Origin of the sequence: Solilutibacter tolerans (genome assembly GCF_900155935.1) — a bacterium.
In the GTDB taxonomy this organism is placed as follows: Bacteria; Pseudomonadota; Gammaproteobacteria; order Xanthomonadales; family Xanthomonadaceae; genus Solilutibacter; species Solilutibacter tolerans.
This window is the reverse complement of the sequence record NZ_FTLW01000002.1, coordinates 506661-520781: the sequence shown is the minus strand read 5'-3', so window position 1 is coordinate 520781 and position 14121 is coordinate 506661. Positions and strand designations below refer to the sequence as shown.

The window sequence follows — 14121 nt, the reverse complement described above, 5'->3', positions numbered from 1 at the left end:
CGTCTGAAGATATCGCAGCACATTTTCGACATCACCGTTAGACACCTCTTGCTCGACCATCAGCCTCACAAGCAGTCGAATCGTGTTTCCGGAATGTGTTTGGCCACAGCCGTCAGGTCGGCATTCAGACCATGCATCGCCATTTTTTCCAGCAGGCATAACCTAGACGAAGCCGGCATCCACAGCCTTCTCCCATGCTTCGTTGAGCTTCTGCAAGCGAAAGCCCTTGAAGCCGAAGTTGTGTGTTATCGCGGCACGCTCAACCATGTCCCGCTCACCTTCACTAAGCACTTCCTGCGCAAGTGAAGAGTCTCTGAGCCGCGCCCAGCTGCCGTCCTTCCAGAGTGCATAGGCCCTATGCGACCATGTGGATCGCTCCCCACTTTGTTGGCTTGGCTTCGCCATGGCAACGAAGCTCTCAGTGAGACTGATATCGGAGGCTTGTAGTCTTAGCCAGCAGGCTTCCCGCTTTGCCCATTCGGTTACAAGGCGGTTTCTCACCTGTTCTGCAGGAATGTCCTGGAGATAAGGGACTACTTTCTCAGCTATGCGCAACGCCTCATCCATGAAGAAAGTGGGGGCTGCTTGGGTTTTCCACGCCGCCTCGTAGTCGATTTCCTTGCCTTCGGCACCGAGGCGATCCGAGATCAGCGAGATGGCATAGGTGACCAACTGTCGAAGCATGGAGCCTGGGTACCAGCTCTGGCCGGGGATAGCACCATCCAACGCGCGAGTGAGGATTGCTTTGGCTACAACCGCCTTGAAATACCCGGCATCGAACGTCTCGGGATTCTTGGACCATCGCTCAGTAATGAGCTTGGCAAAGGCAGCCGTGTTCTTCTGGGCGCCGGAGCACACACTGTGCGGAACGGCGGACCAAGTGACTTCGTAGCGCGCTATGTCTGTCTTGGTGATGCGTTGCTTGCGTGGATGGATCATCTCCCATGCCTTTGCGGCAACTCCCCGCTTGCGTTTCAACTCGACGTTGTAGCTGCCTTGCGTCCGTTCGAAGAACCAGTAACTACCTACCTCTCCGGACTTGATTGCCGGTGCCAACGTCTGGCGTGAAATGGTCTCGATCCGCTTGAAGTAGGGGTGGCCTGCGAACAAGTCGGATGCCGAAACCGCGTTCTGCGCATTGGCGAAGCGTGCGATGTCGTGCACAGCCTCCTCGAAACCTTCCTCGGGCAGTTGGGACAACTTCATCTGCACCGACACGCCATCCAATGAATAGCCTGCTTTTCGGGCCCAGTACAAAGACGCCGTCGTCTGCCCTCCGTTCACAACCTGGAAGTCGGTGACCGACCTGATCGAAAAGCCACCCGTCTCGTCGTGTTCCATCACAAGATCGGACACGGTGGCAGTCAGGCCATTGTTGTAAGCGAAGAACATCGAGGGATTCTCGCGAAGGGTCTGACGAATCCCCTTGTTGACTTTCCTGCCTTCGCCTAGAAAGGCGCGCACGTTCTGCTCCAGTATTCGCCCCCCGAAGCGGTCATAGAGGCTTGCCAGCATGTCGCCAGGCATGACGCACAGGAAGGATTTGTACTTGGCGTCATCGGACAATGCAGGGAGTGTTGCAACACCACGCCCATATTGTTCAACGAAGTCGATCGTGATGGCTTCACGGCCGGAGCTGGACATGTCAGCCCGCGCAAGTCGCCCGATGTCCCACAGTTGGACTTCGACTTCCCTTGTGCCAAGGCTTGGGACAGGAATCCGTCCAAGCTTGCTTCCCAATGGCCGGTCGGAAACCACATAGATGCGGGCCTTGGTGAGGAGGTCGTTCGTGAAGCTGAAGATCTCCTTGGAGAGCGCGTGGGCCTCATGACTGTCGTCCCAGAGTAGGGCGACATCTTCATAGGCACTTCCACGAAGGAAGTTGTGAGCGTGATCGACGAGACTCTTCACCTCTTCGGTCTTCAAATCCTCCGGCTCTTCGCTGCCCGAGAACTCGGCCACGACGAGGCTCAGGATTCCATCAGATTCCGAAAGGCTGTAGCCGTCGATCCGGACGCGGGACCGTTTCCACGCCGCATCTGCCCTGCAAAGTCCATAGTCCGTGAACTCCTCCCCCGTCTGAAGAATCTCGCAAGCACGTTCCACGAAGCGGGTGCGTTCATAATCCGCGCCGGCCACCGCTCCGGCATGTATCTCCGCCAGCAGCTCCGAACGGTAGCGCAGGATCTCTTCATCCATCAGACGACTCCGAGCCTGAGGGTGCAACGAGACTCTCGATAGACACCGCGAATGGACCGAGCCCCTGCAAACCGAGGACGTATCCTGCCTCAAGGATGCGGGCATCCACCTTGGAACGTATCAACTTGGGGAACTCGTCAGAGACCTGAAAGCCGATGATGGATTGCACAGTGAACCTGTGACGATCATAGCTGCGGGACGCAACATAACCCCACTCTGCAATGGCTCGCCGGGCCTGGTCTTCGACGGCTTGGCTGCAGCGGCCGGCTTCGTCCAGAAGGGCATGGACGACGTCATTCAACGACTGCCCGCCATCGGATTCGCTCGTCGGCATCAATTCAACCACGGCGAGCCTCATGCTCCCTGCCTGTACTTCCAGTTGGTCAAGCGAGGAAATGCGGACCTGAGGTCTGGACCCTGATACGCGGCTCTTGACCTCGATCACCAAGCCCCTGACAGCAAAGTCCTGGGAGTGGCGGAATGGCGCGACCCACGCGGTAAGCGCCTCCTCAAATCCGTAATGCGACGCCAACGGCCCTCTCAGTAAGGCGATCTCTCCGAACAGTCCTCGCATCTCTTCTTCAGAGAGCTCGTCCCCTCGTGCGAATCCAAGCAGGGACTGCCAGCGGCGTAAACGGCTGAACACGAGAAGTGCCGCATCGGTAGCATCATGACCCCCGCTAGAGTGACCTAGGATGTCTTCGCAGAGTCTCAGGAAGACGTCGCGATCTTCCGGAATGCGAAGATGCAAGAGGATACCGAGGGAATCATTCGCGTCCTTGCGAAGGGTGATTCCAAGTCCACGAAGCTTTGGCAGTTCACCAGGAACAGTTGTGGCCGGGATCTCCTTGAGAAGCAAGGCCGGAGACCCATCCGGGTGCAACATCCAGAAGGTCTCCAAGGGATGCCCCATTACGGCGCGGCTCCCAACCCATTCGTCGCCGTGCGGTTTCATCTGACTCCATGGATCAGTCCCAGTCTTTATCATCGTCCTCGTCCCCTTCCGCATCGGCGTCCCCGTACAGTTCACGGAACGCAATCAGGTTCGCCGTATACGTGACCTTCTCTTCAGTCTGCCCCTCCCGCAGCCCCGGAAAGCTGATGCCATAGGCCGCGTGACGTTCGATCTTCTCCTCGGAGTTGGGGTGCTGTACCCGCATGTCGAGGAAATGAACCATGAGCAGCGGCCGCTCCCTTACTTCGCGGTACTTGTAATCGGGAATGCTTGCCTCACCCTTCTCGGCTCGCCATGCGCTCTCCACGGACTCGCGTTGCGCGCGTGTCAGTCCAGCAACCTCATGACCACGAGAGGCGACCCTTCGCTTGTTTTTGGAAACCGAAAGCGCCGTATGCCCCCCCGTACCACGTGGCGTCGCGGCACGCGTCTGGAGACCGATCCGAAGGCCTTCGATATCCAGCGTCTGGCTCTCGTCCGCGCGTGTGCTGGATGCGACCAAGACATCCCAATTCTGGAAATCTCGCTTCTCCGAATAGTTGATGATCGGAGAGGCGGCCATCTCCGGGTTGCCGGGCGGAAGCGCGAAGCCTCCGACGAACTCGAGAACCTGCTCTTGGGGAACCTCGCGGAAGATCATCGACGCTCGTGGATTCGTGTCCTCCTTCAGCGGCTCACGGGGAAGGTGCGAACCGACGAGCTTTTTCACGAAGCTCTCCGTCCGTTCCCAGTTCAGTGCCGCTGTCTCCTTATTGGCGACAACCAACGAGGACTCGACGAGCCTGGCCGCCAGCCCAACCTTCCGGACCATCTGCTGGGCTGTCCGCATCTTGTTTCTCGCGGTCACGATCAGTGACCCCGGATGTGACCTCACAGCCAGCCCGAAGTCGATTGGGCGAAGACCATAGCGTTCCATCTTGGCGATCTCCGAGCGAAGCTCTTCGCTCGCCGATGCGATGTATGCGTACCAGTCGAACGCCTCGGGTGAGATGAACAGTCGGCAGAGGTCCTTGTAGCCATCCCGGTAGCCGAACCAACGTCCCATCTGCAACAGCGTGTCGTACATCTGGGTGTTGCGAAGGAAGTAGCTGACTGTCAATCCTTCCAGCGTGAATCCACGGGAGAGGGAGTTGCCGCCAACGGCGATCACGCTCAAACCAACGCCGTTGTATCTCCTGTAGTCGAGCGCGCTCGGACCGGACCGTGCGTTCACTTCTGCAACCTGTACGCCTGAAGCGGCTTGATGAAGAGCACCTTGGATATCCGCCCAACCCTCTTTTGCTTCGGAACCGTCATAGTGCTCCTGCCATCTCGCGTGAATGGACTTCATCAGCGGGTCACGCAACGCCTGCTCAGGGGACAGCTTGTGCCTGTTCTCCACGGCCATCGCAAGCGCCTGAATCCGCATCCGGATGAGGGAAGCCACCTGTCCCTGCACGCCGGTGAAGCGCGACACGTTCACCAACATTGAATGATGCTTTGCGCCTTGCCCCCTGAGAATCCGGATCGCCTTGGAAATCAGAAAGCAGTTGATCGCATCCTCGAGACTCTCCGGAAGCCAATCGACTTGGACATGCATCTTGTGATTGACTGGCAGCCAATCATGCGCGTCTTCCAGTAGGACCGAGAGGTTGTCCCCAGGTCCGTCTTCATCAAGGAAGTAGTCGGCGGCACCCACATAGTTCGAAGGCGCATCAAGTCCAACGATGAAGTCGCGGGGAAACAGGTCCTCCTTGTGCAGTTCGTCGTCGTTCTCTGGGTCCACGAAAATGTTTGCGAACGGCGTTGCCGTGTAGCCGATATACGTGTTCCTGGTCGAGCTTGCGAGCAACTTCCTGATTAAACCGTTGATCGTGTTGGGAAGGGTTGGATCCTTGGATGTGTTGATCGAGGCATTGTCGGCCTCGTCATCGATCACCAGAATTGGCATGGTCAGCACATCGCCGGCCGAGCTCGTGCTGCGAAGCCAGTCGATGAGATTGGTGAGGATCGATTTGTTCTTCTTGATTACGAAAATAGCCGGCTGGGACAGGCTGCCGATTGGAATTCCGAGCCCGTCCGCGCGTGGGCGGGTGAAGTCGTAAGCGCGACTTGTGAATGCAACGGCACTGAACGACTGGTTGATGTTGCCGACACCCAACCAGGTCGCATTGGTATTGCGCCCCAGGAGCTGGTCCGAATCGCGGCCCACAAACCCTTCGTCGATGCGCTCCTGTGTTTGTGATCGAAGGTTGCTATGGATACCAGCGATCAGGATGATCAGCTTGTAGCCCGCATCGGCCGCCTTGTTGATGAGTCCGGTGTAGTTCGCGGTCTTTCCGCTCTGTACATGACCGACCACGAGGCCTCGGCGACTCCACGTTCCTTCTTGGACCGGATCACCGGCCAAGTCGAGGATCTTGTCGGAGATGTCGTCGATCCCGTCCACGACCTGCTTCGGAAAGCCATGATGTACTTGAAGAAGCTGCTTGTAGCGACGCCAGTAGTTGAAGGAAATTTCATGCCGTCGCGCGTCCAGCCACGGCTTGTGTCCTTCTCCCGTCAGGGTATGGGCAGGCCCCAGCCGAACAGTGAATTCATGCTCCAGCTGCTCGATTACAGCTGCGACCTGTTCCTGCCCAGGCGTTTCTGGAAGCAGCGGAGGTGGCAGGGCCGCCAGCGCTTCAACAAGCTCCCGAACCTCTTCCCGCGTCTTGATTTCGCTTGAGGACATTCTGGCGCGGGCCATCTGCAGCAGGATTTCGGTACTCACTCACTTCCTCCTATCAGTCTTCAACTCTGCGGTGTTTCTCAATGAGGCGTCGAACTCGCACGTCCCCGGCAAACGGCACCGTACTCATGATCAGACTGGATGTCGCTTCGGAAATACGATCGCTGTTTGGAGCAAGCGCATGCATGTATGCGAGGAGCAGCTGCTCCAGGCCTTCGTCATTAAAGTCGGCTTGTCTTACATCCTGTGGATGTGAACCGATGTCCGAGAACATCGCTTCGAGAGGAAGACCTGCTTCGACGGCGACAAGGAGCGACTCGAGCGCCGATGTTTCCATGGCTGCAAAAGCTTGGGCAGCAAGCGGGTGCTCGCGATTGATCGCATAGCGGATGTTGCCCCGCTCATCCACTCGATGCCACAGCGGCAGAGGAGCGCTGCTCACTTGCTTGCGCCCGCGATAGGTGTATGGACGCTTGGCGCTCTGGGTCATTCTCTCTACAAGGGGGCGAAGGCGCGTCCTCACCGCTGCCGGAGGCCGAATACGCGACTTGCGCACGTCGACTCCCCAATAGGCATCCAAGGATGTCGGAACATCAACCTTGACCCGTAGCAGCTTCGACATCTCTGTCCTCTTGGACAGCCCAAGCCATGTTCCGCCGCTGATCAGACGTTTTGCCCGGTAGATATACAGCCCTTGCGTTTCCGCAAGTGTCGATCCCATGCACAGTTTGTCGAGCTGCTGGCTCGACAGGCGAGCATGGTGCGGCAGGGTGAACGCTTGTGCAGTGATCTGCGCCCCTCCCGCCCTGAGGTGCGCGATCTCGTGGCTATCGGAGGTGGGACTCATGTGGATGGCGAACGGATCAGCACCGTCGACCTCAAGACCGTTGATTGAGATGCACGCAGGCTTGATGTCGCTGTCATCCGGTTCTGGCCGGATGTAGCGGTGAAACGTCAGCGACAAGTGGCTACGTGCACTGGCGAAAAGTTCATTCAGGGCCACTAGGGACTGCTGGGGAGACGCGTCTTCCGCATCCAATCGGTCGAGTGATTGCCAGAGCACCATCGTGCCGATTTCAGGCAAAAACTCCGCACCGGGAAGTCCTCGTAATTCTCGCGGATCCAGCACCTGCAGCAGCCACTCGTCGCTTTCCAAGACGCGATCCAGATCCCACCTGCGCCCGTGGACATCGCCTGCGATGGCGCTCACAACAGTCAGCCTGCGGCATTGCGAGAAGGACGCCGTCTTCAGGCCGAGGCCAAAGCGGCCCAGATCCCCTTCCTGTCTCGCATCCGTTGGACTCCTGCTGCCATGCCGCATGGCGGCCGTGAGAATATCGGGCGCCATCCCATGTCCGTCGTCGACAACAGCGACGTATGGCTGGTCGTATTCGTCGAGACCATTCACTATCTCGATGCGACCTGCTCGCGCAGAGATACTGTTGTCGACAATATCGGCAAGCGCACTGTCGAACGAGTATCCGATGTCACGCATCGACTCGAGCAGCGTACCGGCACTTGGCCGAAGCAGGACTTCACTTGCGCTGGTCATGTCTCCATCCCCCTCGGCTCTAACCCGCCAGAATTTGCCACACGGCGCCGGCGATCTGTCGGGCAAGCAAAGGCGGTACGGCATTGCCTACCTGAACATATTGCTGGGTTCTGTTGCCAAGAAACAGGTAGTCATCAGGGAAAGTCTGCAGCCGGGCAGCCTCACGAACCGTTAGGCTGCGGCATTGCGTCGGATCCCAATGAATGAACGCGTGACCATCCTTGGACAGATGACTGGTAATGGTGCTGGAGCACGACTCCTGACGCTGAACACGGAAGCGGTCCGCAAACGCCCCAGTTGTCCAGTTCCTGTGCGCAGGTTGAAGCTGGGATGGAAACTCGCTACTAACGGGCGACTTCCCATGAAACGCTGCATAGGCCGCGCTGAACATGTAGCGCCCCAAATCGCCGGCCATGTGCCCACGCGTCTCATGGTTCAGTACCGGATGACTGGTATCAGGGCGTAGGACACTGGAAATCGCACTTGCACCCCGTACGTAGCGGGTGGAAATGCGCTTCAGGTATGCGGCCGGTTGCATGTGCTCGAGTTCATGGGCCACCTCGGGCATTCGAACACGCGTTGCCCGAATGACCTTACGCCGTTCCGACTCCATTGCTTCGAACCATTCATCAGCATCGTCCTTGCGACGGCTGAGGCCGCTCCGCAATGGCGGCAAACCTGCTAGCGCCTGCCTTGTGCTTACATCCGCAGACGCGCGTTGAAGGCCAGCGAAGTTTGCTCTCCGCTTTGACCAGATGTCAGCCCTGACCCCCAGAATGATCACACGATGACGTGCCTGCGGGATTCCATATTCCTCGGACCGAATGACGAACCGCGCCGGATCAAGCTCTTCCACTCCCCGTACGTCTTGCAGACTCCCATCATCCGAAAGTTGAAGCAGGCGGTATGTGGAATCCGGGCCTGAGCTTCCAACTCCCAGCGCTTCACCGGGGTTTGCCAAGTCGCGCAGGATCGATGTGAACATCTGCTGATCACCCACCTTCGAGGTCAGCAGCCCTTTCACGTTTTCCATGATGAAAGCGGCTGGCCTGAACTTCTGAAGGATGGCCAGATACTGACGATAGAGGAAGTGTCTTTTATCTCCGTCGGTCTTGAAGCCGACCCGGTTGCCCATCTTTGATCTGCCAACCAGCGAGTACGCTTGGCAAGGTGGTCCGCCAATGAGTACCAAGTCATCGAATCCGCCCTTCACTGATTCGATGCGTTGGTGGAGCATTTCGTTGTGCTCCGGGATGCCCAGCGTCAGGTTGAGAGACTCCTGTTGGGCTTGGGACCACAGCGCTCGATGCTCAGTGTTGCGGAAGTGGTCTGTGGGAGAAGCAGCCTGTCCGTTTGCCACGAGTTGAAGATAGTGGAGATACGAGGGTGGAGCAGGCCCCTCTTCTCTCGCGAGAAGTCGGTAGAACGATCTGAGCGTGAGGGTGGAGTGTGCAGAGGTCTCCATCTCAGCAGACACGGCAAGCTCGAAGGGATGCACACCGGAGCCGGCCACCCTCTCGAAGCTGCTGAAGCCCTCTCCCAGCCCCCCGGGGCCTGCGAATATGTCGATCACGCCGACGGTGGTGCGGTTGCGTACTGCTGCCAAGACTTGGACTCTGAAGACATGGTTGATGTTATGAGCGCCGAAAAGCGCTCCGCATTGATGTCACGTATACGGGGCAAGAGCACCGGCCCGGAGCTGCTTGTACGAAACCGGCTCTGGCGCGCTGGTTTCAGATATCGCCTGCACGCCAAGGGGCTGCCGGGACGACCTGACCTGGTTTTGCGCAAGTGGAAGGCAGTGGAGTTTGTGCATGGCTGCTTTTGGCATCGTCATGCTGGCTGCCGCTACTTTCGGCTTCCCAAGACCCGCTCCGATTTCTAGAACGAGAAACTGAGGCGCAACAAGGAGCGTGACGAGATGGCGATTGCGGCGCTGATGGGTCGCGGCTAGCGCGTTGCGGTCGTCTGGGAATGCGCTGTCCGCAGCGACCCTGACGCCGTTGTCAGCAACCTCGCCAATTGGCTCTGGCAAGGCGAAGGAAGCGTCCAGGTGGAAGGCTCCGATCAGGCAGTTCGAAGCCGACAGCTTCATTCTCCTCGGGTTTGAGCAGATGTTGATCCGGAGACTCATGCTCGCGCCTTGTCAGCGTTCAACCAGACGATCAAGAGCCTATGCCCTACTCGTCTCACTGGACGACATCCGGGTGCTCCGGCGGCGTGTCGGGAAGGTGTTCGACCAATTCTTCTATGCGACATCCAAAGAAGGTGCATAGCTTGTCGAGCACATCTGTCTGAACGTTTGCCCCGTGTTGGTTGACGAGCTTCGAGAGAGTCATCCGGTTTAAGTTCGTCGCTGTCGCAAGTTCTTGCAGCTGCAGCCTTCTCCTCTCCCGAAATTCGAAGTCCGCAATCTGCTCTTTGAGCTTGAACCTTAACATCAACTGAATCCGATAGTTTAAATAATCATACGATCTTGCTTTTCATCATTCGATAGCTATCATAGGCATCACATGATTGTTTAAATAATCGTGTGATCGCAGACACAAGCAAAGGAGAATGCTGATGGGCACGACGTACCTTACCACCGAACAGCTGGCCGAACGCATCCAGTACGACGTCCGGACCATCCGCGACCGTCTGAAGGACAGCGTCCTGCTGGAGGGCATCCACTACATCCGACCGTTCGGCGGCAGGAAGCTGCTTTTTGTCTGGGAGGCAATCGAACGTGACATCGCCAAGGCCTCGGCGGCGCACGCGCCACTGATCCCGATGGCCAATGGTGGGGTGGCGCATGGCTAAGGTCCGCGTGCGCCCCGAAACGGGCAACCTTTACCTCGACTTCCAGTGGCGTGGGGTTCGTTGTCGTGAGCAGACGTTGCTGCCCAACAACGCCCAGAACCGTAAGACGCTGGATTCGTTGGCTACCCGGATCAAACGGGACATCAGCAGGGGCAACTTCGAGTACGGAACCTACTTCCCCAATAGCTCGCGAGCCAAGGCATTCGAAGTTTCACCCCAGGCCAACGCCGCACTGCAGGCGCCCGCCAAAGATGCCAACGCGACGGTTGTGCGGTTTGCGGAGGCAGCGGAAGATTGGTTCGCCGAGAACGAGCCGCGCTGGCGCAGCACGAATGCGACCTCGACCCGCAGCATCCTCGATCAGCGCTTATTGCCGGCTTTCGGGGATGCCCCTGTCGCGTTGATCACCCGCGCGGAGTTGTTGGCATTCCGCGCGCAGACCATGAAAGCTACGAGTCGCAAAGAGCAAGAGGCCCTCTCAGCGTCACGCGTCAACCACATCATGGGGGTCGCGCGCATGGTGCTGGCGGACGCCGCCGACAAGCACGGGTTTGTGTCGCCTTACCGGAACATCAAACAGCTGCGGGCCAAGAAGGTCGACATCCAGCCCTTCTCGCTGGATGAGGTGCAGAGGTTGTTGGACACGGTGCGTACCGACTATCGCCCCTACCTCACCTTGCGCTTCTATACCGGGTTGCGTTCGGGCGAAGCGAACGCGCTGGAGTGGCAACACATCGACTTCGACAACGACGTGATTCGCGTGCGACAGCAAGTGGTCAAGGGCGAAATCATCCCAACCAAGACCGACGGTTCGAATCGTGACGTTGCAATGATCCCTCTCGTTCGCCAAGCGCTGCTGACACAACGTGAGAACACGCCTTCGGACAGTCGCTGGGTGTTCACCGCGCCGGAGGGTGGGCCGCTGAACCTCGTCAACTTCACCAATCGCGTTTGGCATCCGCTGTTACGACACCTTGGCCTCATTGCGCGACGCCCCTACCAGACGCGACACACGGCAGCGACGCTGATGTTGGCCGCTGGCGAGAACCCGGAGTGGGTGGCGTACATGCTCGGGCATACGACCACGGAGATGCTATTCCGGGTCTACTCTCGTTACATCCCCAATCTCACACGCAAGGATGGCCGCGCCTTCAATGGCCTGGTGCACGGCGCGCATGGCTTGAACATGCAGGGTAAAGGCGAGATGCCCGTTTCACTGTCCGTGCTCAGTAGGTCTGAGTTGGAAGCGCTTGTGCTTCGGTATGCGTCGCAGGAGGTGGCTAATGACGCCGAATAGTCTTGCCGGCCTGTTGGTACGGCGCACGTTTGGCGTCGTTCTTGATCCCTCTGAGGCGTTGCTGCCCGGAGCGGTGGAATCAGTCGTCGATGTTGCCATTAATCGCGGCACGCACAAACTCACTGTTCCCGGCGCACAGGCGCAGCAGGTTCTCGCCACCGGTGCGCTGGCTGTGTTCGACCTCCTGACCTGCGAGCTTCCCAGCGACCAGAAAGCGTTGCGAATGGTCGTTGAAGCTAGGGTATGTCCAAAGCTGGATCCGTACGACCACTTGCCACGAGAGCATTGTCCGATCGACGGACTCATGCAGGTCACGCTCGATCTCGTGGATGTGATCAGCACTAATCCGATTTGGCGCTTTGTACGTGACGTTCTGGCTCGACGCGATGTGTATTGGGGTTTCTGGCAGATGCGCGCTTCTGCGCGGCATCACCACGACTACGCAGGCGGATTGGCACTGCACAGCCTACAGGTGGCGCGCGATCTAGCCGCGCAAGGTGGACTCGACGATAGCGAGCGAGACCTGCTGATCGCAGGCGGGCTTCTGCATGACATCGGCAAGGTCTGGTCCTACCAACCCAACATGTTTCTTACCGCCGAAGCACGCGCCCTCGGACATGAGCAGGTCGGCCTCGTCAGGCTTTCCAGCGAGCTCGCCAATCTCGAAGTGGAGTATCCAAACGGTGCCTATGCCATGCGCCTGCTCTTAGGGGGTGCACGCGGGTACCGTCCTGACGGGACGCGCCCGTCTTCCCTGTTGGCGCGGCTCAAGGCGTGCGACCAGTACAGTTGCGAGCGTGACTTCGGCAACACCACGCGCAAAGATCGGAGTTGGATCCCGAAGCCCTGGAATCCGGTGGATTGAAGCTTGGATCTCAGGCTCTGCGATGCAGGTGCAATACGCTATCTGCAATCCATTCAGGAGAAGGTAGTGAAGGCTCGCCACATCTCGCTTCCAGCACTTCATTTGTTTCATCTCCTTGGCATCATTCGAAATGTTGAACCTTGCAAGGTGCACATTTTCGGTCGCGTGTATTGGAAAATTGTGGCGGAAACCCGGTGGAGCAAACGTGCGTTGCTTGATGATCCATTCCCTACGCCTAACCTGATTACCCCGAGCCGGAGAAATTCTTCCCGGCTCTTCTCGACGCGTCATGCCGCCATTGATTTCCTGCGTACCTCGGGGTTGCGATCAATCCACCGTGCGGGATGAAGATTTCGATCCTTGAATAACGCCAGTATTTGTAAGTGATTACTGTTCGCTGCAGCAATCCGACCAATCGCTGCCCCGCTCTAATACAGGGTAAAGCCCCATGCGCCACACACATACAGGAGACAGGCATGCACTCCTTTTCTCACCGAATTACTGATGCCTTCGACTACGCGCGCGTCGCGCTCGGTAGCCAAACTCGCAAGGGCAGCAACATGCCGTACGTTTATCACCCACTAGGAATCGCGAGCCTGATAATTGAGTTCGGCGGAGACGAGGACGAAGCAATCGCCGGATTACTGCACGACGTTGTCGAGGATTACGGAGTGGAACATCTCGCCGCGGTAAGGACAATGTTCGGTGAAAAGGTGGCCAGAATCTTGACCGACTGTACCGTTGGCGCTGCGCATGCCAAGGAAAGATTCGATAGCGCCGAAACGAAGCGGGAGGACTGGCAACAACGGAAAGAGCAACATCTCGCGCACTTGGAGCAGGCCAACGAAATGGCGCTCCTAGTTTCGGCTTGCGACAAGCTGCAGAAAGCGCGCGCCATTGTGAAGGGCTTGGAGTCTGACGAGATTGGAACAACGACCTTCGATCACCTATTCGGCGAGCGCGAAGAAACGCTTTGGTATTACCGAAGTCTCGCCTCAATCTTTTCCAAACGAGGTACACCTCCATCAGAGGCTCTGCTGGAAACGGTGATGCACATGCATGCCTTGCTTGGCGATGAATGGCCTCAATCGATCGAAGCCGGGAGCCTGCGACCGCTGCCAAGCCAGCGCTCCTTGCATGCTTATCGCGCCGGCATGCCCGCAGAACCGGTCAATGCACAACCTCTTCTTCCACACGCGGCAGAAAACCCTGCTCAGCTTTAGAGAAGATCACGTTGCGGTTGGATGCAGCTGTATTCTCAAGTGAGTACAGTACTTTTTGCGAATACAGTTGAGTGCGACGCACTGGTAGGCAGATGGCCATGCTTAGCGGCGCGACGTTGGCCTGACAGTAGCTACCCATCTGAGTGAAGTCCCTACGTCCTTCGACGAGGGACGGACGAGTCCTTCGGCTTCAACTTCTTTTTCTGAGGCTTTGGTCGGACTTCCGCAGACCATTCGGCGATTAGCTGAACGACGTCCAAGCCCACCAGCTCGCAGAGATCCAAGAGCTCAACCGGATCCAGCCGACGTATCCCCACTTCAACGTCGGAGAGCCAAGAGCTTGGACGACCCAAAGCAGACGCGACCGCGACTTGCGTCAAGCCTGCTTCCACGCGCCCCTCGCGTACACGCTTAAGTAACGCCTTGTATTCGGGTCGGTGAACGGTCGTGCGGGCCATGGCGCTCTTCTGAATAGCGCCTCGAACGTAAGGGGGTATTTCTTAATCCTGCTTTTTGTC

General features: G+C 57.9%; 13 protein-coding genes. 6 read left to right on the top strand and 7 right to left on the bottom strand.

Annotation, left to right across the window (positions count from 1 at the left end; translation table 11 throughout):
* Positions 1-162: 162 nt before the first annotated feature.
* The 5 genes from BW989_RS05575 to BW989_RS05555 are packed head-to-tail and all read right to left on the bottom strand — an operon-like array spanning position 163 to position 9022.
* Positions 163-2199 (bottom strand): AIPR family protein, encoded by a 2037-nt coding sequence (locus BW989_RS05575; protein WP_076586159.1) that lies wholly within the window; start codon positions 2197-2199, stop codon positions 163-165.
* Positions 2192-3187 carry a PD-(D/E)XK motif protein gene (locus BW989_RS05570; protein WP_341349902.1) on the bottom strand — a complete coding sequence of 332 codons (996 nt, stop codon included), beginning with the start codon at positions 3185-3187 and terminating at the stop codon, positions 2192-2194. The genes BW989_RS05575 and BW989_RS05570 overlap by 8 nt, the downstream gene beginning before the upstream one ends.
* Entirely contained in the window at positions 3168-5906 is a 2739-nt protein-coding gene (locus tag BW989_RS05565) for a Z1 domain-containing protein (protein ID WP_129582829.1), read from the bottom strand. The genes BW989_RS05570 and BW989_RS05565 overlap by 20 nt, the downstream gene beginning before the upstream one ends.
* Positions 5907-5919: 13 nt before the next feature.
* Positions 5920-7416, bottom strand: coding sequence for an ATP-binding protein (locus BW989_RS05560; protein ID WP_076586153.1), 1497 nt, complete (start codon positions 7414-7416; stop codon positions 5920-5922).
* A 19-nt stretch (positions 7417-7435) separates the two neighbouring features.
* Positions 7436-9022, bottom strand: a complete 1587-nt coding sequence (locus BW989_RS05555; protein ID WP_076586151.1) for a DNA cytosine methyltransferase — start codon at positions 9020-9022, stop codon at positions 7436-7438.
* Here BW989_RS05555 and BW989_RS12900 point away from each other — a divergent pair.
* On the top strand, positions 8909-9301 hold the full coding sequence (locus BW989_RS12900) for a very short patch repair endonuclease (RefSeq protein WP_341349901.1): 393 nt from the start codon (positions 8909-8911) through the stop codon (positions 9299-9301). The genes BW989_RS05555 and BW989_RS12900 overlap by 114 nt on opposite strands.
* Before the next feature lie 304 nt (positions 9302-9605).
* Here the strand turns inward: BW989_RS12900 and BW989_RS05545 are convergent, their stop codons facing one another.
* Positions 9606-9857: a helix-turn-helix domain-containing protein gene (locus tag BW989_RS05545; protein ID WP_076586147.1), complete on the bottom strand. Its 252-nt coding sequence runs from the start codon at positions 9855-9857 to the stop codon at positions 9606-9608.
* Positions 9858-9981: 124 nt separating this feature from the next.
* Between BW989_RS05545 and BW989_RS05540 the strand changes: the two genes are divergently transcribed.
* The 5 genes from BW989_RS05540 (at position 9982) to BW989_RS05520 (ending at position 13603) form a co-directional block, all read left to right on the top strand.
* Positions 9982-10218: a hypothetical protein gene (locus BW989_RS05540; RefSeq protein ID WP_076586507.1), complete on the top strand. Its 237-nt coding sequence runs from the start codon at positions 9982-9984 to the stop codon at positions 10216-10218.
* Positions 10211-11515, top strand: coding sequence for an Arm DNA-binding domain-containing protein (locus BW989_RS05535; RefSeq protein ID WP_076586145.1), 1305 nt, complete (start codon positions 10211-10213; stop codon positions 11513-11515). The genes BW989_RS05540 and BW989_RS05535 overlap by 8 nt, the downstream gene beginning before the upstream one ends.
* The gene (locus tag BW989_RS12325; protein WP_165688560.1) at positions 11502-12380 is read left to right on the top strand and encodes an HD domain-containing protein; all 879 of its coding nucleotides are present in this window, start codon (positions 11502-11504) and stop codon (positions 12378-12380) included. Before BW989_RS05535 ends, BW989_RS12325 begins: the two co-directional genes overlap by 14 nt.
* A 3-nt stretch (positions 12381-12383) precedes the next feature.
* Complete coding sequence (locus tag BW989_RS12400) at positions 12384-12728, top strand: hypothetical protein (RefSeq protein ID WP_129582828.1); 345 nt, start codon at positions 12384-12386, stop codon at positions 12726-12728.
* Positions 12729-12856: 128 nt separating this feature from the next.
* The gene (locus tag BW989_RS05520; RefSeq protein ID WP_076586139.1) at positions 12857-13603 is read left to right on the top strand and encodes an HD domain-containing protein; all 747 of its coding nucleotides are present in this window, start codon (positions 12857-12859) and stop codon (positions 13601-13603) included.
* 152 nt (positions 13604-13755) lie between these two features.
* Here the strand turns inward: BW989_RS05520 and BW989_RS05515 are convergent, their stop codons facing one another.
* Entirely contained in the window at positions 13756-14061 is a 306-nt protein-coding gene (locus tag BW989_RS05515) for a helix-turn-helix domain-containing protein (RefSeq protein WP_076586136.1), read from the bottom strand.
* Positions 14062-14121: the final 60 nt, after the last annotated feature.